The following is a 21,224-nucleotide window of genomic DNA, read 5'->3' as shown; positions in this document are numbered from 1 at the left end:
TGGGAGTCGGCGGCTCAGCGGGTCGTCGAGGTGGCGCGGCTCAGCCCCTCGTGTAGGTGAACAGCATCATCTGCGTCGCGTAGCCGACCAGCGTGCCGTGCTCGTCCCAGAGGGTGGTTTCGGCGGATGCCCAGCCGTCGTCGGCCCAGCGGGCGCGGTCGTGCGCCAGGAGCCACTCGGTGCGCAGCGGCTCGAAGAGGTGGATGGTCAAGTCGGCACTCGGCGCGAACCACTGGTCGTCGTCGCGCCCCAGACGCTCGCCGATGCAGCCGGGCATGCGGTCGGCCAGCGTGAGCACGCCGAGCGGGTCGAGGCTGCCGTCGTCGAGCCGGGGCGGGTCGAGGAAGCGGTACCACGTGGCCACGTCCGAGGTGGTCGGCTCGTAGTCCTCCCAGGGGGCGTGGCCGAGAGCCGGCCGGCCCTCCACTCGGGTCCAGAACGGCGACGGCTCGTGCCGCTCCACCCCGGGAGGGGGGTCGTCGGCGTACGACGGGCAGTCGAGCGGCGCGGCCACCTGGGGAGGAGACACGTCGACGAACGTCGGACCCCGCCGGGGACCCCCGAACACCGAGACCGTCGTCGCGCCGGCCGCCGAACCGGAGTTGCGCACGGTCGAGACGATCTGCGAGGCGGAGCGTCCGTGGCGAAGCACCTGCACGTCGATCTCGAGCTCGCCGGCCACCACCTGCCCGGCGAAGACGGTCGTGCAGGTGCGCAGCTGCTGGGCCGGGTCGGCGATCTCTGCCGCGGCCGCGCGCAGGCCGAACGACGCGACGATGCCACCCTGCGGGATCGGGAAGAGGTCCCAGTCGTGATCGAGGTCGGCGCGGTAGCGGCCCTCGCCGACCTTCGTCACCGCTATGTCTTGGGCGAAATTTCCCACGACGCGACAGGCTTCAGTCCCGGGCGGGTGCGGGTCAAGGTGTTTTCTCCCTCGGCCGCGCCGGCAGCCCGGCCAGTTCGAGTGCTCCACGCGGCTCGAACCGGTGCGGTGTCCGTGAGCCCGCCAGCACCCTGACGACGTCCGCGACCAGGACCTCGCCGCCCGCTGCCGCGTGGCACAGCCGGGCATCGGCGGCCAGGTCGCCGAGCCGGCTGCGCAGCTGCGTCGACGCGACGAGATCGGTGAACAGCACGGTGACCGTGCTGGTGCGGTCCCCCTCCACCCGCTCATAGTGGGGCAACTGCGCCGCCCTGCGGAAGTGCCTGGCTATTCGGCTCGGCTGTCGAGCCAGCGGCGTACGCCGGCCAGCGTGCTCTCGAAGGCGAGGTCGGGCAGCTCGTCGGGGCCGAAGAAGCGCGCCTCGTCGGCGTCGTCCCCGGCGACCGGCGTGCCGGCGACGTAAGCGCCGGCGTACAGCACGAACACCGTCGCGCCACCGGGGTGGCCGCCGAACACGTCGACGACATCGCCGACGGCCACGGTGAGACCGGTCTCTTCCAGCACCTCCTGCGCCGCCCGCGTGCGGGGGTCCTCACCGGCGTCGAGGAAGCCGGCAGGAAGGGCCCACCGACCCCGTTCGGGATCCATGCCGCGGCGCACGAGCAGCACGCGGCCCTCGTGCACGCACAGCACGCCGACGCCGACCTTCGGGTCGGTGAAGTGGACGTGCCCGCACGACGGGCAGCCGCGACGGGCCGTCCCGTGGACGGCGCGCGTGGCCATCGCGCCGCCGCACCGGATGCAGTAGCGGACGTCGTCGGGCGCCGTCTCGACCATCGGCCGGACTGTAGTGCGGCGGCCCTCGCAGCCTTCGGTCGAACCCTTACGTCCGCGGGGCGTTTCGGCCTAGGGTCGGGCCACGGGCGCAGTCCGCTCAGCCGTGACTCCGAGAGCCGAGGAGATGGCATGACGACAGTGCAGATGACCGTCGACGGGGTGCGTTACCAGGACGAGGTCGAGCCCCGCCTCCTGCTGGTGCACTACCTGCGCGACCGGCTGGGTCGCACCGGCACGCCCATCGGGTGCGACACCTCCAACTGCGGTGCGTGCACGGTGCATCTCGACGGCAAGGCGGTGAAGAGCTGCGCGGTGCTCGCCGTACAGGCCGACGGCGCGGACGTGACGACGATCCAGGGCCTCGCCGACGGTCAGTGGCACCCGGTGCAGCAGGCGTTTCACGACAACCACGCACTGCAGTGCGGCTACTGCACCCCCGGCATGATCATGGCGGCCGTCGACCTGCTGCGTGACAACCCGTCGCCCAGCGACGAGGAGATACGGCACGGCCTCGAGGGCAACCTGTGCCGCTGTACCGGCTACCAGAACATCGTCCGCGCGGTCCGCCAGGCCGCCGAGCAGATGGAGGCCGCGAAGTGACCGAGGAACTCGACGCAGGTCTCGTCGCCGAGCAGATCCGGCAGGCCGACGTGCTCGCGCCGCCCGACCAGACGACGGAGATCGGGCGGCGGCGCGCCCGCAAGGAGGACGCCAAGCTCGTCACCGGCCAGACCACTTGGACCGACAACATCCAGTTCCCCGGCATGCTGCACGCCGCGCTGCTGCGCAGCCCGATGGCGCACGCGCGCATCACGAAGCTCGACGTGTCAGGGGCGCTGCAGCGGCCGGGTGTCATCGCGGCCTACACCGCGTCGGATCTGGGGGCCGACCAGATCGGCCTGCCGTGCGCCTGGCCGGTGACGCCCGACATGGTGCATCCCGACCACCACCCGATCGCGGTCGACGAGGTCCGGCACGTCGGCGACCCCGTTGCCGTCGTGGTGGCCCGCGACCGCTACAGCGCCGCCGACGCGCTGGAGGCGATCGACGTGGAGTACGACGCGCTGCCGGCCGTCGTCGACATGGAGGAGGCGCTCAAGGACGAGGTGCTCGTCCATGCCGACAAGGGCACCAACAGGTCGTTCACCTGGCCGTTCGAGAACGGACCCGTCGACGACGTGTTCGCCGCCGCGGAGGTGGTCGTCGAGCGGCGGTTCATCCAGCAGCGGCTGGTGCCCTGCGCGATGGAGCCGCGGGCGGTCGTCGTCGCGCCGCTGCCCGCCAGCGACGAGTACACCGTCTACTCCTCCACGCAGGTGCCGCACGTGCTCAAGCTGATGCTGGCCATGGTCACCGGACTGCCGGAGCACAAGCTGCGGGTGGTCGCCCCGGACGTCGGCGGCGGCTTCGGCTCCAAGCTGCAGGTCTACGGCGAGGAGGTCGTCTGCCTGCTGCTCGCGCGGAGGCTCGGCCGGCCGGTGAAGTGGACCGAGTCGCGCAGCGAGGGTTTCCTCGCCACCCACCACGGCCGTGACCAGATCCAGGACATCGCGATCGCCGCCGACCGGGACGGCACGATCCGCGGGCTGAAGGTCGAGCTCAAGGCCGACATGGGCGCCTACCTGATGCTGGTGACGCCCGGCGTGCCGGTGCTCGGTGCCTTCATGTTCAACGCCATCTACAAGATGGACGCCTACCGCTTCACCTGCACCGGCGTCTTCACCACGAAGACCCCGACCGACGCCTACCGCGGCGCGGGCCGACCCGAGGCGACGTTCGCCATCGAGCGGGTGATGGACGAGCTGGCCGTCGAGCTCGGCATGGACCCGCTCGAGCTGCGTCGCAAGAACTGGATCCGGCACGAGGAGTTTCCCTATACGACGATCGCCGGGCTGACCTACGACAGCGGCAACTACGAAGCCGCCACCGACCGGGCGACCGAGCTGTTCGACTACGAGGGGCTGCGCGCCGAGCAGCAGCAGCGGCGAGACCGCAACGATCCCGTGCAGCTCGGCATCGGCATCTCGACGTTCACCGAGATGTGCGGCCTCGCGCCCTCGCGGGTCCTCGGGCAGCTGTCCTACGGTGCCGGCGGGTGGGAGGCCGCGACGATCCGGATGCTGCCGACCGGCAAGGTCGAGGTCGTCACCGGCACCAGCCCGCACGGGCAGGGCCACGTCACCTCGTGGTCGCAGATCGCCTCCGACGCGCTGGGCGTGCCGTTCGAGGACGTCGAGGTGATCCACGGCGACACCAAGACGGCGCCGATGGGCATGGACACCTACGGGTCGCGGTCGCTGGTCGTCGGCGGCATCGCCGTGCACAAGGCCTGCGAGAAGGTCGTCGACAAGGCTCGTAGGGTCGCGGCCCACCTGCTGGAGGCGAGCGAGGGCGACATCGACTTCCAGCGTGGCGTCTTCAGTGTCAAGGGGTCACCCGACGCGAAGGTCAGCATTCAGGAGGTCGCGCTCGCGACGTTCGCGGCGCACAACCTGCCCGAGGGCATGGAGCCGTCGCTCAACAGCGACTACGTGCTCGATCCGGAGAACTTCTCCTTCCCGCACGGCACGCACCTGTGCGCGGTCGAGGTCGACACCGAGACCGGCTGGGTGCAGATCCGGAAGTACGTCGCGGTCGACGACGTCGGCAACGTCATCAACCCGCTGATCGTCGAAGGGCAGGTGCACGGCGGGCTCGCGCAAGGCATCGCGCAGGCGTTGTTCGAGGAGGGCGTCTACGACGCCGACGGCAACCTCACCAGCGGCACCCTGGTCGACTACCTCGTGCCCGCCGCGTCCGACCTGCCGGAGTTCGTCACCGACCGCACGGTCACCCCCTCGACGTCGAACCCGCTCGGCGTCAAGGGGGTGGGGGAGGCCGGCACGATCGCCTCGACCCCCGCCGTGGTCAACGCGGTCCTCGACGCCGTACGCCATCTCGGGGTGCAGGACGTTCGCATGCCGTGCTCGCCGGAGCGCGTCTGGCGCGCCCTCCACGAGGCGCAGGCAGGTGCCCGATGATCCCCGCGGAGTTCGACTACGTGCGCGCGTCGTCCATCGACGAGGCGGTCGCCGCGCTGGCGGGCGCCGGCGATGCCAAGCTGCTGGCCGGCGGCCAGAGCCTGCTGCCGCTGCTGCGCCTGCGGCTGGCCTACCCCGAGGTGGTCGTCGACCTCGGCCGCGTCGACGCACTGCGCGGCATCCGCGAGGAGGGGGATCGGCTGGTCATCGGTGCGATGACCACGCACGCCGAGGTGCTGGGCAGCGACGCCGTACGCCGCCACGCCCCGCTCGTCGCCGAGGCCACCGCCACCGTCGCCGACCGGCAGGTGCGCCATCGCGGCACATTCGGCGGTTCCCTCGCGCATGCCGACCCGGCGGGAGACCTGCCGGCGGTCGCGCTGGCGCTCGACGCGGAGTTCGTGGTGCAGGGGCCGTCGGGGCGACGCACCGTGCCGGCGAGCGAGTTCTTCACCGACTACCTGCAGTCGGCGCTCGCGCCCGATGATGTGCTGGTCGAAGTGTCGCTGCCCAAGCTGGGCGACGGCTGGGGCGTGCACTACGAGAAGTTCCACCGGGTCGCGCAGGCCTGGGCGATCGTCGGGGTGGCCGCGGCCGTCCGTCGTTCGAACGGCTCGATCGCCGAGGCCCGCATCGGGCTCACCAACATGGGGCCGACCCCGGTCCGCGCGACCGCGGTCGAGCAGGCGCTGGCGGGCGGCGCCGCGTCGCAGGAGGCGGTGAGGCAGGCGGCCGCGCGTGCCACCGCCGGCGCGCGACCCACCAGCGACCTGCACGCGCAGGCCGACTACCGCAACCACCTCGTCCAGGTGCTCACCGCCCGAGCGGTCCTCAAGGCCGCCGGCTGACGACTGCTGCCGCCGTGTGGGGGTCCGAGGATCCCTATCGACCCCCACAACGCGGCAGAAGACGTCGGGAAGCGTCCCGGGGGATGCGCCGGAAGATCGCAGGGGGAGCAGACTGGAGGCATGTCAGCCGAGCGACGCGGACTGCTGCCCGAAGGAGTCGAGGGGCCCGACGACCTGCGTCGCCTGCTCGACGACCACGGCTATCTCGCCGACGACGGGCTGGCTACCGCGGCCTACCTCGGCCTCGCGCTGTCGCGGCCGTTGTTCCTCGAGGGCGAGGCCGGGGTCGGCAAGACCGCACTGGCTAAGGCGCTCGCCGACATCCTCGGCGCGCCGCTGATCCGGTTGCAGTGCTACGAGGGCATCGACGCTGCGCAGGCGCTCTACGACTGGGACTTCCCGCGCCAGCTGCTGCACCTGCGCACGGCCGAGGCGGCCGGCCGCGCCCAGCAGGAGGACGTGGAGCAGCTCGAGGACGAGCTCTACAGCCGCCGCTTCCTGGTCGCCCGGCCCCTGCTGCAGGCGCTCGAGACCTCTCCGAGCGTGCTACTGGTCGACGAGGTCGACCGGGCCGACGACGAGTTCGAGGCGTTCCTCCTCGAGGTTCTGTCCGACTTCACCGTCTCGATCCCGGAGCTGGGCACCGTGCACGCCGACGTGCCGCCGGTCGCGATCGTCACCTCCAACCGCACTCGCGAGGTACACGACGCGCTCAAGCGGCGCTGCCTCTACCACTGGGTCGAGCACCCGTCCTTCGAGCGCGAGGTCGCGATCGTGCGACGCCGGTTGCCCGAGGCGACGCAGCGCCTCGCGACCGAGGTCGCCCACGCCGTGCAGCAGCTGCGCGGGCAGGACCTGCTGAAGCCGCCCGGCGTCGCCGAGACGCTCGACTGGACCGAGGCCCTGCTCGCTCTCGGTGCGCAGCGGCTCGACCCGCATCTGGCGACGATGACGCTCGGCAGCGTGCTCAAGTACCGCGAGGACCAGGACCGCGCTCGCGGTCTGGACTTCGGTGGGCTGCTCGCGGAGGCGCGTGGTGGGTGATAGCGGCGCGGCCTACGACGTGACCGACACGGTCGTCGGTCTCGCCCGCACGCTGCGCGCCGCGGGCGTCGAGGCCACGCCGGACCGGGTGCACGAGATGGTGCGTGCGCTCGACCGGCTCGACGGTGCGCGTCGCAGCGACGTCTACTGGGCCGGCCGGCTCACGCTGTGCGGCAGCGCCGACGACATCGCGCGCTACGACGACGTGTTCGCGACGTACTTCGGTGAACGGCCCGCTCCGCGCGCGCCGCAGCAGGCGGCGCAGCGGCCGCAGCTGCGGCTGGTCGCCTCACCCGACGCGGAGCCGGCGACGGGGGGTGATGCCGGTGCGGAGCGTGACGCGCTGCCGGCTGCCGCCAGTGCCACCGAGGTGCTGCGCGAACGTGACATCGCGAGCCTCGACGCCGCCGACAGGGCCGCGTTGCGGCGGCTGCTCGCGGCCTTCTCCCTGCCGGGCGAGCGGCGGCGCACCCGCCGGCTCGCGCGGGCGCACCGCGGTCGGGTGGACCAGGCGCGCACCATGCGGCTGCTGCTGCGCGCGGGCGGCGAGACCCCGCACCTCGCCCGCCGGGACCGGCGGGAACGTCCCCGGCGCGTGGTGCTCCTGGTCGACATCAGCGGCTCGATGAGTGCCTACGCCGACGCGCTGCTGCGCTTCGCGCACGCCGCGAGCCACCGCGGGCGGGCGCCGACCGAGGTCTTCACCATCGGCACCCGGCTCACCCGGGTCACCCGCGAGATGGCCCACCGTGACGCCGACGCCGCCATGGCGGCGGCCGCCCACGCGATCCCCGACTGGTCCGGCGGCACCCGGCTCGGTGAGCTGCTCAAGGCGTTCCTCGACGTGTGGGGGCAGCGCGGCATGGCCCGCGGCGCCGTCGTCGTCGTGCTCTCCGACGGCTGGGAACGCGGCGACCCCGCCCTGCTCGGCGAGCAGATGGCCCGGCTGCACCGGTTGGCCCATCGCGTCGTCTGGGCCAACCCGCGCAAGGCGCGCCCCGGCTACGCGCCGTTGGCCGCGGGAATGGCGGCGGCCCTGCCGAGCGTCGATGACTTCGTGGAGGGCCACAGCCTGGCCGCGTTGGAGCGGCTCGCCGCCGTGGTCGCCGGAGCCGGCAGGAGAGAGGTCACCCATGCGTGAGGTGCTCGACCAACTCAAGGCGTGGCACGACAGCGACACGGCCTACGCCGTCGCCACGGTCGTCGGCATCCGCGGGTCGGCGCCCCGCCAGCCGGGTGCCGTGATGGCGGTCAGCGCGGACGGCGAGGTCGTCGGCAGCGTCTCCGGCGGGTGCGTGGAGGGCGCCGTCTACGAGGTCGCGCAGTCCGTGCTCGCGTCCGGTGAACCGGTGCTGGAGACCTACGGCATCAGCGACGACGAGGCCTTCGCCGTGGGGCTCACCTGTGGCGGGATCCTCGACGTGCTGGTCCAGCCCGTCCGCGGCGGCAGCCTGCTGGGGCCGGTCATGGACTCGCTTGGCCGCGACGAACCGGTTGCCCTGGCCACCGTCGTCGACGGCGCCCCGCTCGGCCGGCAGGTCGCCGTCTGGGCCGACCGGGCCGAGGGATCGCTCGGCAACGAGGGCCTCGACGTGGCGGTCACCGACGATGCGCGCGGCATGCTCGCCCAGGGCCAAACCGGCACCCGGCACTACGGCCCGCGCGGCGAGCGCCGCGTCGACGAGGTCGCCGTCTTCGTCCAGGCGTTCAACCCGCCGCCGCGGATGCTGGTCTTCGGCGCGATCGACTTCGCCGGCGCGATGGCGCGGGTCGGCGTCTTCCTCGGCTACCACGTCACGGTCTGCGACGCGCGGCCCGTCTTCGCGACCCGCAAGCGGTTCCCGGAGGCGCACGAGGTCGTCTGCGAGTGGCCGCACAAGTTCCTCGAGCGCACCCCGACCGACGAGCGCACGGTCATCGCCGTCCTCACCCACGACCCGAAGTTCGACGTACCTCTTCTCGAGCTCGCGCTGCGCCGTCCCGCGGCCTACATCGGCGCCATGGGCAGCCGGCGCACGCACGACGACCGGCTGCGCCGGCTCCGTGAGATCGGCATGACCGACGCGGAGATCGCCCGTCTGTCCTCGCCGGTCGGCCTCGACATCGGCGCGCGCACCCCCGAAGAGACCGCTGTCTCGATCGCCGCCGAGATCATCCAGCGGCGCTGGGGCGGCTCCGGGCAGCCGTTGTCCGAGACGTCCGGTCGCATCCACGAGGACCGCGCGGCCGTCCACGGATGACCGGCTGCGGATGAGGGTGGCCGGGCTGCTGCTCGCAGCCGGTGGCGGTAGCCGCTTCGGCGGCCCCAAGGCGCTGGTCCGGTTCGGCGACGAGCTGCTCGTCGAGCGCGGCGCGCGGATCCTCGCCGAGGCCGGCTGCGACCCGGTCGTGGTCGTGCTGGGTGCCGGTGCCGACGACGTACGCCGCCGTGCCCGGCTGCCCGCCACGCTCGTCGACAACGCGCGCTGGGCCGAGGGCATCGGCAGTTCGTTGCAGGCCGGCCTGGCCGCCCTGGCCGGCACCGCCGAGGCAGCCGTCGTCGCGCTCGCCGACCAGCCCCACGTCAGCGCGGCGCTGGTCGAGCGGCTGGTCGACGCCTGGCGGGCCGGCGCGGAGGCGGCCGTCGCGACGTACGACCGGCAACCGCGAAACCCGGTGCTCCTCGACGCCTCGACGTGGGCCGAGGTGGCCGCACTGGCGGAGGGCGACGCGGGCGCGCGGGTCTGGCTGCGTCGACACCCCGACCGGGTCGTCCTCGTGCCGTGCGAGGATCTTGGTTCCGAGAGCGACATCGACACCCCCGCGGACCTGGCCCGCCTCGCGAGCGAGCCGCCGGACGTCGCTGGGTAACCGGACGTCGCTGGGTAAGGAGAGGGAATGCAGCTCGAGAACTCGTTCACCGTCCCCGTGCCGGCCGATGTGGCCTGGCGCGTGCTGCTCGACGTCGAGCGGGTGGCGCCGTGCATGCCGGGAGCGACGCTCGACTCCGTCGACGGCGACACGAGCAACGGGCGGGTCAAGGTCAAGGTCGGCCCGATCACCGTGACCTACAAGGGCACCGCGACGTTCATCGAGAAGGACGAGGCCGCCAGGCGCGCCGTCATCGAGGGGGCGGCGAAGGAGTCGCGGGGCAGCGGCACGGCCAAGGCCACGGTCACGATGACCATGCACGAGCAGGGCGACCAGACCGAGGTCAAGGTCGTCACCGACCTCAACGTGACCGGCAAGCCCGCGCAGTTCGGCCGCGGTGTGATGGCCGACGTCAGCGCCAAGCTGATCCAGCAGTTCGCCGACTGCCTCTCCGAGGAGATCCAGGCCAGCGGCGCCGAGGCGAGCGAGAGCGCGGCGGCCGAGCGCGCACCCGCGGAGGCTGCCGCCGCCGAACCCGCGGCAGCAGCCACGGCGGCGGCGCCCGTTGACCCGGCGCCTGCGCCGGCCACCCCGATCAGCCGGGTGAGCGACGCGGCGGCACCCACGGGGGCACCGACCGGCGGGGCGATCCCGACCAGCCGCCCGCAGCCGCGGCGCAGCGCCGAGGCGATCGACCTGTTCGAGACCGCCGGTGCTCCGGTCGTCAAGCGACTGCTTCCGGTGGCCGGCGTCGCCGCCGTGCTCGCGCTGCTCTTCTGGCTGGTCCGTCGGCGCTAGCAGCGCGTTGCCGCCGGTTCGCGGCGGTGTGTCAGGGTGAGAGTTCGACCGCAACACGAGGGAGGCGCCGTCACGATGGCGGACACGCAGGCGAAGGTGCTCGGACGCAGTGGCGAGCGCTACGACGAGGTGCTCACACCCGAGGCGCTCGCGTTCGTCGCCGATTTGCAGCGCAGGTTCGGCGCGACGCGCGAGCAGCTGCTCGCCCGCCGGCAGCAGCGGCGCCAGCAGGCCGCCGACACGGGCCGCCTCGACTTCCTCGACGAGACCAAGGACGTCCGCGCCGACACCTCGTGGCGGGTCGCCCCGCTCGCCGATCTGCAGGACCGCCGGGTCGAGATCACCGGGCCGACCGAGCGCAAGATGCTGATCAACGCGCTCAACTCCGGCGCGAAGGTCTTCATGGCCGACTTCGAGGACGCCAACACGCCCAACTGGAGCAACATGATCCAGGGGCAGATCAACCTGACGGATGCCATCGAGCGGCGCATCGACTTCACCTCGCCCGAGGGCAAGGACTACAAGCTCAAGGACGAGGTCGCCACGCTGATGCCGCGGCCGCGCGGCTGGCACCTGCCGGAGAAGCACCTGCTGGTCGACGACAAGCCCGTGAGCGGTTCGCTCTTCGACTTCGGGCTGTTCTTCTTCCACAACGCCAAGCGCCTGATCGGCAAAGGCACCCGGCCCTACTTCTACCTGCCGAAGATGGAGTCGCACCTCGAGGCGCGGCTCTGGAACGACGTCTTCAACCACGCCCAGGACGCCCTTGGCGTGCCGCGCGGCACGATCCGCGCCACCGTGCTGATCGAGACGATCCCCGCGGCGTTCGAGATGGACGAGATCCTCTTCGAGCTCCGCGACCACTCCTACGGGCTCAACGCCGGCCGGTGGGACTACATGTTCTCCATGATCAAGACGTTCCGTGACCGCGGCGCGGAGTTCATGCTGCCCGACCGCAACAGCGTCACGATGACCGTGCCGTTCATGCGCGCCTACACGGAGCTGCTCGTGCAGACCTGCCACAAGCGCGAGGCGTTCGCCATGGGCGGCATGGCGGCATTCATCCCGAGCCGCAAGGACCCGGAGATCAACAAGGTCGCGCTCGAGAAGGTCGCCGCCGACAAGAAGCGCGAGGCCAACGACGGCTTCGACGGGACCTGGGTCGCGCATCCCGACCTGGTGCCGACCGCCCAGGCGGAGTTCGACAAGGTCCTGGGCGACAAGCCCAACCAGATCGACCGCAAGCGTCCCGAGGTCCACGTCGTCGCCGACCAGCTGCTCGCCGCCAAGGAGACGCCCGGCGACATCACCAGCGCCGGCCTGCGCACCAACGTCGACGTCGGCATCCGCTACATCGAGTCGTGGTTGCGCGGCAACGGCGCTGCCGCGATCCACAACCTCATGGAGGACGCTGCCACCGCCGAGATCAGCCGCTCGCAGGTCTGGCAGTGGGTGCACAACGGAGCGTCGCTCGCCGACACCGGCGAGCAGGTGACGCCCGACCTCGTGCGCCGGACCGCCGACGAGGCGACCGCCGCGATCCGCGACGAGATCGGCAGCGACACCTACGACAGCGGCCGGTGGAAGGAAGCCCGCGACATCTTCGAAGAGGTCGCGCTCGCCGACGACTTCACCACCTTCCTCACCCTGCCGGCCTACGACCGGCTTGACTGAACCGGCGGCAGATCTCGCGGCACTCGCGGCCGAGCTGACCGCGCGGCTCGGCGCCGATGCGGTCTACACCGATCCGGAGAAGCTGCGCACCTACGAGTGCGACGGGCTGACGGCCTACCGGGTGGTGCCCGCCCTCGTCGTGCTGCCGTCGAGCGCGGAAGACGTGCGGTTCGTCGTACGCCGCTGCGCTGCCTACGGCGTGCCGTTCGTCGCGCGCGGCAGTGGCACGGGGTTGTCCGGCGGCGCGCTGCCGCACGCCGAGGGCGTGCTGATCGTGCTGTCGCGGCTGACTCGCCTCGTCGAGATCGACCTCGCCAACCAGCGGGCGGTCGTCGAGCCGGGCGTGATCAACCTCAACGTCAGCCGGGCCACGCTGCCCGACGGCTACTACTACGCGCCTGACCCCTCGAGCCAGCAGGTCTGCTCGATCGGCGGCAACGTCGCCGAGAACTCCGGGGGCGCCCACTGCCTCAAGTACGGCTTCACCGCCAACCACGTCACGGGTCTCGACGTGGTGCTGCCCGACGGCGAGCTGGTCGGCCTCGGCGGCAAGGCGGTCGAGCGCCCCGGCTACGACCTTGTCGGCGCGTTCGTCGGCAGCGAGGGGACGCTCGGGGTGACGACCGGGGTGACGGTGCGGCTGCTGCGCTCGCCCGAGGCGGTGCAGACGCTGCTTGCCGGCTTCGCGCACACCGACGACGCAGGTGCCGCCGTCAGCGCGATCATCGCCGCCGGCATCGTGCCGGCCGCCGTCGAGATGATGGACGCGCTGGCGATCGAGGCCGCCGAGGCCGCGGTGCGGTGCGGCTACCCGGCGGGCGCCGGGGCGGTGCTGATCGTCGAGCTCGATGGACCCGCCGCCGGGGTCGAGGCGGGGTTCGCGCGGGTGCGGCAGATCTGTGCCGACGCCGGCGCCTTCGAGCTGCGCGTGGCCGCCGACGACGTCGAGCGGGGGCTGATCTGGCGGGGGCGCAAGTCCGCATTCGCCGCCGTCGGCCGCATCAGCCCCGACTACTACGTGCAGGACGGCGTGATCCCGCGCACCGCCCTGCCCGAGGTGCTGCGTGAGATCGGCGAGATCGCCGAGCGCAACGGCGTACGCGTCGCCAACGTCTTCCATGCCGGCGACGGCAACCTGCACCCGCTGGTGCTGTTCGACGCGACGCAGCCGGGCCAGACCGAGCGCGCCGAGGAGGTCGCGGGCGCGATCCTCGACGCGTGCATCGCGCACGGCGGGTCGATCACCGGCGAGCACGGCGTGGGCAGCGACAAGAAGCACCACATGCCGCGCATGTTCAGCGCGACCGACCTCGACGTCATGCAGCTGCTCCGGTGCGCGTTCGACCCGGAGCACCTGTGCAACCCGGGCAAGGTCTTCCCGACGCCGCGGCTGTGCGGGGAGGCGCCGGGGCCGAGGCGTGGCGTGCATCCGCTGGTCGCGCAGGGCCGCGCGGAGATGTTCTGATGCGCTCGGTAGCGGAGCTGGCCGAGGCCGTCCGGTCGGCTCCCGGCCCGTTCGTCGTGCGCGGTGGCGGCAGCAAGCAGGACTGGGGAGGCGCGCCGGACGGGTCGGCCTACCTCGACGTCGCCGACCTCCGCGAGATCGTCGACCACGCCGCGGGTGACCTCGTCGTGACCGCGCAGGCGGGAGTGCGCCTCGCCGACCTGCAGGCGGCGCTCGCCGGCGCCGGGCAGTGGCTCGCGCTCGACCCGCCCGAGGCGGGCGCCACGCTCGGCGGCATCGTCGCGACGGCCGCGACCGGCCCTCGACGGCTGCTGTACGGCGGTCCACGTGACCTGCTCATCGGCACGACGTTCGTGCTCGCAGACGGCACCGTCGCCCGCGCGGGCGGCAAGGTCGTCAAGAACGTCGCCGGATACGACCTGTGCAAGCTGTTCTGCGGGTCCTACGGGACCCTGGCCGTCCTCGCCGAGCTGACCTTCCGCCTGCACCCGTTGCCGGAGGCCGGCGCGGTCGTCGTCGTCGAAACGCCGACGCCGGCCGACGTGGGCCGCGCCGTGGCCGGTGCGCTGCACTCGCAGGCCGTCGCCTCCGCCATCGACTATGCCGACGGCCGGGTGACGGTGCTGATCGAGGGCGTCGAGGCGGGAGTCGGCGCGCGGGCCGCGTCGATGGCCGAGGCGATCGGCGGCGAGATCGCCGGCACGGTGCCCGAGGGGTTCGGGTCGCGGCCGTGGGGCGAAGGTGAGGTCGGCATCAAGGTGGCCGCCGAGGTCGCGGCCGTGCCGCAGGTGCTCGAGGCGCTGCGTGCCGCCGGCGCGACCCGGGTGTCCGGACCCGCCGGCGTCGGGGTGCTCTACGCCGCCCTGGCCGCGGTCGACGACGTGCCACCTCTGCGCGAGGCGATTGCGGGCCACGACGGCAGCGTCGTCGTGCTGCATGCTTCGGAGGAGGACCGGCGGCGGGTGGATCCGTGGGGCCCGGTGGCCGGGCTCGCCTTGATGCGGCGGGTCAAGGAACGCTTCGACCCGCAGCGGCGGTTGGCCCCCGGCCGGTTCGTCGGAGGGATCTGATGGCGTCCGCACCGCAGCCGGCGTTCGACGGGCACCATCCGCCGTCGCGTGAGCTCATCGACGACTGCGTGCACTGCGGCTTCTGCCTGCCGACGTGCCCGACCTACCTGCTGTGGGGCGAGGAGATGGACTCCCCGCGCGGGCGCATCCACCTCATGCATCAGGGCCTGGAGGGCGCACCGCTGGAGCCTTTGGTGCCGCACTTCGACCAGTGCCTCGGCTGTATGGCCTGCGTCACCGCGTGCCCGTCCGGCGTGCAGTACGACAGGCTCATCGAGGCAACCCGCGCCCAGGTCGAGCGCCGCTACGACCGCCCGCGGCGCGAGCGCGCCCTGCGCGAAGCCATCTTCGCACTGTTCCCCTACCCCTCGCGGTTGCGCCGGCTGCGCGCCCCGCTGCGCGCCTACCAGCGCAGCGGGCTCGGCCGGCTGGTGCGGCGCAGCGGGCTGCTCGACCGGCTGCCGCCGACGTTCGGCGCGATGGAGGAGCTGCTTCCCGTCGTCCGGGCGGCAGCACCGGTGCCGGCGTACACGCCTGCGGCGGGGGAGCGGCGGGCCCGCGTCGGCATGCTGCTCGGCTGCGTGCAACGAGAGTTCTTCCCCGGCGTCAACGCGGCGACCGTGCGGGTGCTGGCCGCCGAGGGCTGCGACGTGCTCGCGCCGCCGGAGCAGGGCTGCTGCGGCGCGTTGAGCCTGCACACCGGGCGCGAGGATGAAGCCCGCGCGTTCGCCCGCCGGCTGGTCGAGTCGTTCGCCGACCTCGACGTCGACTACGTCGCGGTCAACGTCGCGGGCTGCGGCTCGTCGATGAAGCAGTACGCCGAGCTGCTGGCCGATGATCCGCAGTGGGCCGGGCGGGCCGCGGCCTTCACCGCCAAGGTGCGCGACGTCGCCGAGCTGCTCGCCGAGCTCGGCCCGCGGGCCGAGCGGCACCCCGTCGAGCTGACGGCGGCCTACCACGACGCCTGCCACCTCGGCCACGCGCAGGGCGTGCGTGCCCAGCCGCGGGAGCTGCTGCGTGGCATCCCGGGACTGGACCTGCGCGAGATCCCCGAGGGCGACGTGTGCTGCGGGTCGGCCGGCGTCTGGAACATCCTCGAGCCCGACCCTGCGCGTGCTCTCGGCGACCGCAAGGCCGCCAACGTCTCTTCCACCGGCGCCGCGCTGCTGGTGACCGCAAATCCCGGGTGCCTCATGCAGATCGACGCCGCGCTGCGTCGCGCCGGCCGGCCGCTGCCGCTCGCGCACACGGTCGAAGTCCTCGACGCGTCGATCCGCGGTGCGGGGGCCGGGGAGTTGCTGGCCCGCGCCGGCGGGTAGGGCACCGGCGTGTACGACGACCGTGCCCAGGCCGGTCGCGAGCTGGCCCGCTCGCTCGCGGGCTACGCCCACCGCGCCGACGTGATGGTGCTCGGGTTGCCGCGCGGCGGCGTCCCGGTGGCCGCCGAGGTCGCCCGTGTGCTGGTCGCGCCGCTCGACGTGTTCGTGGTCCGCAAGCTCGGCGTACCCGGCCACCGGGAGCTCGCGATGGGCGCCATCGCGAGCGGCGGCATCCGGGTCATGAACGATCCGGTCCTGCGCGCCGCCGGCATCAGCGAGGAGGCGGTCGAACGGGTCGCCGCCGAGGAGGGCGCCGAGCTGCGGCGGCGGGAGGAGATCTACCGCGGTGAGCGGCCCCCGCTGTCCCTCACCGGGCGCGTCGTGATCCTGGTGGACGACGGCCTGGCCACGGGCGCCTCGATGCGAGCGGCGGTCGAGGCGGCGCGCCGGTACGAGCCGGCCAGGGTCGTCGTCGCCGTCCCCGTCGCGCCCGCTCAGTCGGTGCGCGAGCTCGGCACGATCGCCGACGAGGTCGTCTGCTGCTCGACTCCGGCGGACTTCACCGCGGTCGGCAGCCACTACCGCGACTTCAGGGAGACCACCGACGACGAGGTCCGCGCGTTGCTGCACGGAGACGGTGGGTCGCCGGGTTAGCCTCGGGCTCCCATGTCCGTTTCTCCCCTTCCGGTCGCTGCTGCCCTGCGCGCCTGGCAGATCGCCGCGCTCGACGCCTACTTCGCCCGCGGTCCGCGCGACTTCCTGGCGGTCGCGACCCCGGGCGCCGGCAAGACGCGCTTCGCGCTCGACCTCGCCGGGCGCCTGCTCACCGAGGGGGTCGTCCAGCGGATCACGGTCGTCGCGCCCACCGAGCACCTCAAGCGACAGTGGGCGGCGGCCGCTCACCTGCACGGCATTGCGCTCGACCCGGAGTTCCGCAACAGCGACGGGGGCACCTCCCGTGACTACCGCGGCGTCGCCCTCACCTACGCGCAGGTCGGTGTGGCGCCGCTGCTGCACCGGGCCCGGACCGAGTCCCGCTCCACCCTCGTGATCCTCGACGAGATCCACCACGCCGGCGACGCCCTGACGTGGGGTGATGCCGTGCGGGAAGCGTTCGAGCCGGCCGCGCGCCGGCTGGCGCTCACCGGCACGCCGTTCCGGTCCGACACCAACCCGATCCCCTTCGTCGCCTACGCCCGTGACGGCGCGGGCGCCCTGCGGTCGCTCGCGGATTCGTCGTACGGCTACGGCGACGCCCTGCGCGACGGCGTGGTGCGGCCGGTCCTGTTCCTCGCCTACTCCGGCGAGATGCGCTGGCGTACGTCGGCGGGCGACGAGATGACCGCGCGGCTCGGGGAGCCGCTCACCGAGGAGCAAACCGCGCAGGCGTGGCGCACCGCGCTGGACCCGGCGGGGGAGTGGGTGCCGCAGGTCCTGCGCGCGGCCGACCAGCGGCTCGCCCAGGTGCGTGCGGGCGGCATGCCCGACGCGGGCGGGCTGGTCATCGCGTCCGACCACGCCGCGGCCCGGGCCTATGCCCTGCTGCTGCGGCGCATCTGCGGCGAACCGCCGGTGGTCGTGCTCTCCGACGACCCGCAGGCCAGCCGGAAGATCGCGCTGTTCTCGCGGTCGAGCGACCGGTGGATGGTCGCGGTCCGGATGGTCTCGGAAGGAGTCGACGTCCCGCGGCTTGCGGTCGGCGTCTACGCCACCAGCGTCTCGACGCCGCTGTACTTCGCTCAAGCGGTGGGCCGATTCGTCCGCGCGCGCCGGCGGGGCGAGACCGCGTCGGTGTTCCTCCCGTCCGTGCCCGTCCTGCTCGCCCTCGCGGCCGAGCTGGAGGCCGAACGAGACCACGTGCTGGCGCTCGCCGACGGCTCCTCGCCGGGGCTCGACGACGACCTGCTGGAGGCCGCGCGGCGGGAGCAGTCGGAGGCGACCGACGAGCTGCCCGGCTTCGAGGCGCTCGAGGCGTCCGCGTCGTTCGACCGGTTGCTGTTCGACGGGGCCGAGTTCGGCACCGGCGCGGTCAGCGAGGAGGAACAGGAGTTCCTCGGTCTGCCCGGGCTGCTCGACCCCGACCAGGTCGCCCACCTGCTGCGGCAACGCCAGGCCAAGCTGCGCCCGGTCCCCGTTGCCGTCGAGCCGGAACCCATGACGACCCACGAGACGATCGCGGGACTTCGCCGCGAGCTCAACGGCCTGGTCGCTGCCTACCACCACCGCACCGCCCGGCCGCACGGCTCGATCCATGCCGAGCTGCGGCGGATCTGCGGCGGTCCCGCCGTCTCGCGGGCGACCGCAGCCGAGCTGCAGGAGCGGATCGCCGCCATCCGCCGGTGGTCCCTGCGCTGACCACGCCCCTCGGCCGACCGGGTCGCCAACCGCTCGGTCCATGATCGGGGTCCCCCTTCGGTGCGACCCGCCGGCCGGCGTACCGATCCAGGGCTCTTGATCTTGCGCTGTGCAGGCCCGGGACGTCGTTAGGCTGCGGCGGTGGGCGAGGTCAAGGTCGGCACGGCGTCGTGGACCGACAAGACCTTGCTCGCCTCGGGCTGGTACCCGCCCGACGCCGACACGCCGGAGGCGCGGCTCGCCTACTACGCCTCGCAGTTCCCGCTCGTCGAGGTCGACAGCACCTACTACTCGCCCCCGGCCGAGCGCACCGCGGAGTTGTGGGCCGCCCGCACGCCGCCCGATTTCACCTTCAACGTCAAGGCTTTCTCGCTGCTCACGCACCACCCGACCCGGCCGGGCGCGATCTACAAGGACCTCCGTCCCGACACGAAGAAGAACGTCTACCTGCGCGACTGCGATGACGCGATGGTCGACCAGGTGTGGGAGCGGTTCGTCTCCGCGCTGCAGCCGTTGCACGAGGCGGGCAAGCTCGGCGCCGTACTCTTCCAGTTTCCCCAGTGGTTTCCGATCGGTCGCGCCAACAAGACCTACGTGCTGGAGTGCAAGCGACGCTGCGAGCCCTACCGCATCTGCGTGGAGTTCCGGAACAAGACCTGGATGTCGGAGGACAACGCGGCGGAGACGCTGGACTTCTTGACGTCCTACGCCGTGCCGTACGTGTGCGTCGACATGCCGCAGGGCTACCCGTCGTCGATCCCGCCGGTCGTCGCCGCCACGTCAGGAGACTTGGCGGTCGTGCGTTTCCACGGGCACAGCGACAAGTGGGACTCGCGCGACATCTACGAGCGGTTCGGCTACCTCTACTCGGAGCAGGAACTGCTGGAGTGGGCGCCCAAGGTGCAGCAGCTCGCCGAGTCGGCTGCGGAAACCCATGTGCTCCTGAACAACTGCTACCGCAACTACGCGCAGACCAATGCGAGGCAGTTGGCGGACCTGCTAAACGGCACTTGACCTGCGGAAACACTGTCCGAGATCTCTCCACAGGTCGGTGAGTTGCGATAGCAGAGCGCTCCTAGTGCTGATAAATTCGCCTCCTCTGAAAGGGGGCGAATTATGCCCGCTCGCGTGCCGATGCCGCCGTCGTTCAAGACCCTCGCCGACTCCTGGATGCTGCAGCTGCGCGCCGAGGGCAAGAGCCCGGCGACGTTGACCAACTACGGCGGGTCGGTGCGGCTGTTCGCCGCCTGGCTCGACGCGCTGCCGGAAGACGGTCACCCGCCACGGGTCACGGACTGGGCCGACGTCACTCGTGACCATTGCCGCGCGTGGCTCGCTCACCTCGTCGATTCCGGTGCGTCGCAGGACACGCGACGCGGCCGGCACTGTGGCGTCGACCGGTTCTTCGCCTGGCTGGTGCTCGAGGAGGAGGTAGCCCGCAACCCACTCGACGGGATGCCGCTGCCGTCCCCGGGTCAGACCCAGGTGGAGGCGCTGACCGTCGACCAGATGCGCAAGCTCGTGAAGCAGTTCAGCCGCACCGACTTTCGTGACGTGCGTGACGAAGCGATCGTGCGGCTGTTCCTCGACTCTGGCCTTCGCTTGTCCGAGCTCGCGGACCTGACCCTCGATAACCTCGACATCACAAATGGCACTTGCGCGGTGATGGGCAAGGGAGCCAAGCCTCGGGTGGTGCCGTTCGGCAACGCCACTGCCAGGGCCATCGACCGCTACCTGCGACGCCGGATGAAGCATCCGCGTGCCGACGACGAGCACCTCTGGATCGGACGCCTCGGGCCGATGAAGAAGGGCGCCATCTACAAGATGCTGCGCGAGCGCTCTGATGCCGCCGGCCTGGGCAAGATCCACCCGCACCAGCTGCGTCACTCGTTCGCCCACGCCTGGCTCGAGGCCGGCGGCAGCGAAGGCGACCTGATGAAACTGGCCGGCTGGACATCGCCGATCATGCTCCGGCGCTACGGCGCGTCCCTGGCGGCGGAGCGGGCTCGCAAGGCGCACCGCCGGTTGGCGCTGGGGGACCGGCTCTGACCTTGCCGTCATGACGTCATGACGGTAAGGTGGCTGCCATGGCTCGCCGGAAGACCACCGTCTACTTGGACGACGACGTCCTCACCGCGACGAAGGTCGTCGCCGCGTCGTCGGCGCGCAGTGAGAGCGACGTCGTGGAAGACGCGCTCCGCGCCTACCTGCAAGGTGACGCCGCCAAGACAGCCGCAGCCGAGGTGCGCGCGGTGATGCAACGGGTTGCGAAGCGCGGACCAGCCGCCAACTCAACTGCCATGCAGGTAGCGCTCGACGAAGTTGCCAAAGCTCGGAAGGCGCGACGGAGCAGTCGATAGATGCGGGTGGTCGCCGACACAAACGTGCTCGTCGCGGCGGTCATCGCACCAGACGGCACCTGCGGTCGATTGCTCATCGCCGCCACGGAAGGTCGCTGGACTGTCGTCGCGTCCCCCCGCCTGGTCGATGAGCTCAGCGAGGTGTTGAGGCGGCGCAAGTTCCGTCGATGGCTCAGTGTCGACGACGCCCGCCGGTTCGTATCGGCGGTCGCGGCGCTCGCTGAGTTCCACGACGATCCCGTGGACGCCCCGGCGATGACCCGCGACCCGGACGACGACTACCTGTTCGCGCTCGCTGCGACCAGCCGCGCGGACGCGATCGTGTCCGGCGATGAGCACCTCCTCGAAATCAGCGACGCAGGAGTCGCGGTGCTTACTCCGGCGGGGCTTCTCGCGCAGGTCGAGCGCTAGGAGCGCTGCGCTTCTTGCGCTCCTGCCGGGCCCGGGACGACGCGAGTGCCAACCGAGCGAAGTACGCCTTGCGGGCACTCTCGGCCCGGCGCAACCGCTCATCACGCGGCAGCGTCCCGTCCGGGTCGACCTCGCGCTCGAACCGATCGGCGAACGCGGCGCGCGCTGCCGCAGTTCCCTCGCGGCGGTCCTGAGTCGCCCACCGCGAATGAGCGGCGATCCGCGCCCTCAGTGCCCGCTGTTCGGGAGTCATGGCGGACTCACCGATCGATCCCGTAGCCGTCGCGGCT

General features: G+C 72.2%; 21 protein-coding genes. 18 read left to right on the top strand and 3 right to left on the bottom strand.

Annotated elements, in window-relative coordinates:
* Positions 1-40 precede the first annotated feature (40 nt).
* The 3 genes from VFJ21_01140 to VFJ21_01130 form a co-directional block, all read right to left on the bottom strand.
* The gene (locus VFJ21_01140) at positions 41-856 is read right to left on the bottom strand and encodes a thioesterase family protein (GenBank protein HET7405726.1); all 816 of its coding nucleotides are present in this window, start codon (positions 854-856) and stop codon (positions 41-43) included.
* A 61-nt stretch (positions 857-917) separates the two neighbouring features.
* Complete coding sequence (locus tag VFJ21_01135) at positions 918-1,166, bottom strand: hypothetical protein (protein HET7405725.1); 249 nt, start codon at positions 1,164-1,166, stop codon at positions 918-920.
* A gap of 44 nt (positions 1,167-1,210) precedes the next feature.
* Positions 1,211-1,720 carry an NUDIX domain-containing protein gene (locus VFJ21_01130; GenBank protein ID HET7405724.1) on the bottom strand — a complete coding sequence of 170 codons (510 nt, stop codon included), beginning with the start codon at positions 1,718-1,720 and terminating at the stop codon, positions 1,211-1,213.
* Positions 1,721-1,849: 129 nt separating this feature from the next.
* Between VFJ21_01130 and VFJ21_01125 the strand changes: the two genes are divergently transcribed.
* The 18 genes from VFJ21_01125 (at position 1,850) to VFJ21_01040 (ending at position 20,934) form a co-directional block, all read left to right on the top strand.
* Positions 1,850-2,320 carry a (2Fe-2S)-binding protein gene (locus tag VFJ21_01125; protein ID HET7405723.1) on the top strand — a complete coding sequence of 157 codons (471 nt, stop codon included), beginning with the start codon at positions 1,850-1,852 and terminating at the stop codon, positions 2,318-2,320.
* Between the two features lie 50 nt (positions 2,321-2,370).
* Positions 2,371-4,740, top strand: coding sequence for a xanthine dehydrogenase family protein molybdopterin-binding subunit (locus VFJ21_01120; protein ID HET7405722.1), 2,370 nt, complete (start codon positions 2,371-2,373; stop codon positions 4,738-4,740).
* A complete protein-coding gene (locus tag VFJ21_01115; protein HET7405721.1) occupies positions 4,737-5,588 on the top strand; it encodes a xanthine dehydrogenase family protein subunit M in 852 nt (283 codons plus the stop codon). The genes VFJ21_01120 and VFJ21_01115 overlap by 4 nt, the downstream gene beginning before the upstream one ends.
* A 120-nt stretch (positions 5,589-5,708) precedes the next feature.
* Positions 5,709-6,632 (top strand): MoxR family ATPase, encoded by a 924-nt coding sequence (locus tag VFJ21_01110; protein HET7405720.1) that lies wholly within the window; start codon positions 5,709-5,711, stop codon positions 6,630-6,632.
* The gene (locus VFJ21_01105) at positions 6,625-7,773 is read left to right on the top strand and encodes a VWA domain-containing protein (GenBank protein HET7405719.1); all 1,149 of its coding nucleotides are present in this window, start codon (positions 6,625-6,627) and stop codon (positions 7,771-7,773) included. The genes VFJ21_01110 and VFJ21_01105 overlap by 8 nt, the downstream gene beginning before the upstream one ends.
* Positions 7,766-8,872: an XdhC family protein gene (locus VFJ21_01100; protein HET7405718.1), complete on the top strand. Its 1,107-nt coding sequence runs from the start codon at positions 7,766-7,768 to the stop codon at positions 8,870-8,872. Before VFJ21_01105 ends, VFJ21_01100 begins: the two co-directional genes overlap by 8 nt.
* Positions 8,873-8,882: 10 nt before the next feature.
* On the top strand, positions 8,883-9,482 hold the full coding sequence (locus VFJ21_01095) for a nucleotidyltransferase family protein (GenBank protein HET7405717.1): 600 nt from the start codon (positions 8,883-8,885) through the stop codon (positions 9,480-9,482).
* A gap of 27 nt (positions 9,483-9,509) precedes the next feature.
* Positions 9,510-10,280 carry an SRPBCC family protein gene (locus VFJ21_01090; protein HET7405716.1) on the top strand — a complete coding sequence of 257 codons (771 nt, stop codon included), beginning with the start codon at positions 9,510-9,512 and terminating at the stop codon, positions 10,278-10,280.
* A 75-nt stretch (positions 10,281-10,355) separates the two neighbouring features.
* The gene (aceB, locus tag VFJ21_01085) at positions 10,356-11,954 is read left to right on the top strand and encodes a malate synthase A (GenBank protein ID HET7405715.1); all 1,599 of its coding nucleotides are present in this window, start codon (positions 10,356-10,358) and stop codon (positions 11,952-11,954) included.
* The gene (locus tag VFJ21_01080) at positions 11,947-13,419 is read left to right on the top strand and encodes an FAD-linked oxidase C-terminal domain-containing protein (GenBank protein HET7405714.1); all 1,473 of its coding nucleotides are present in this window, start codon (positions 11,947-11,949) and stop codon (positions 13,417-13,419) included. The genes aceB and VFJ21_01080 overlap by 8 nt, the downstream gene beginning before the upstream one ends.
* Positions 13,419-14,489, top strand: coding sequence for an FAD-binding oxidoreductase (locus tag VFJ21_01075; GenBank protein ID HET7405713.1), 1,071 nt, complete (start codon positions 13,419-13,421; stop codon positions 14,487-14,489). The genes VFJ21_01080 and VFJ21_01075 overlap by 1 nt, the downstream gene beginning before the upstream one ends.
* Entirely contained in the window at positions 14,489-15,808 is a 1,320-nt protein-coding gene (locus tag VFJ21_01070; GenBank protein HET7405712.1) for a heterodisulfide reductase-related iron-sulfur binding cluster, read from the top strand. The genes VFJ21_01075 and VFJ21_01070 overlap by 1 nt, the downstream gene beginning before the upstream one ends.
* 9 nt (positions 15,809-15,817) lie before the next feature.
* The gene (locus VFJ21_01065) at positions 15,818-16,462 is read left to right on the top strand and encodes a phosphoribosyltransferase (GenBank protein HET7405711.1); all 645 of its coding nucleotides are present in this window, start codon (positions 15,818-15,820) and stop codon (positions 16,460-16,462) included.
* A gap of 12 nt (positions 16,463-16,474) precedes the next feature.
* On the top strand, positions 16,475-18,163 hold the full coding sequence (locus tag VFJ21_01060) for a DEAD/DEAH box helicase (protein HET7405710.1): 1,689 nt from the start codon (positions 16,475-16,477) through the stop codon (positions 18,161-18,163).
* 141 nt (positions 18,164-18,304) lie between these two features.
* Positions 18,305-19,177, top strand: coding sequence for a DUF72 domain-containing protein (locus VFJ21_01055; GenBank protein HET7405709.1), 873 nt, complete (start codon positions 18,305-18,307; stop codon positions 19,175-19,177).
* 102 nt (positions 19,178-19,279) lie between these two features.
* Complete coding sequence (locus VFJ21_01050) at positions 19,280-20,212, top strand: tyrosine-type recombinase/integrase (protein ID HET7405708.1); 933 nt, start codon at positions 19,280-19,282, stop codon at positions 20,210-20,212.
* A gap of 38 nt (positions 20,213-20,250) precedes the next feature.
* A complete protein-coding gene (locus tag VFJ21_01045) occupies positions 20,251-20,523 on the top strand; it encodes a hypothetical protein (GenBank protein ID HET7405707.1) in 273 nt (90 codons plus the stop codon).
* On the top strand, positions 20,524-20,934 hold the full coding sequence (locus VFJ21_01040; protein ID HET7405706.1) for a putative toxin-antitoxin system toxin component, PIN family: 411 nt from the start codon (positions 20,524-20,526) through the stop codon (positions 20,932-20,934).
* The last annotated feature ends 290 nt before the right edge of the window (positions 20,935-21,224 follow it).

The sequence above is a fragment of the Mycobacteriales bacterium genome (assembly GCA_035690485.1).
GTDB lineage: Bacteria > Actinomycetota > Actinomycetes > JAFAQI01 > DASSKL01 > DASSKL01.
The sequence above is the reverse complement of the archived record's forward strand: the minus strand, read 5'-3'. Positions and strand labels throughout refer to the sequence as shown.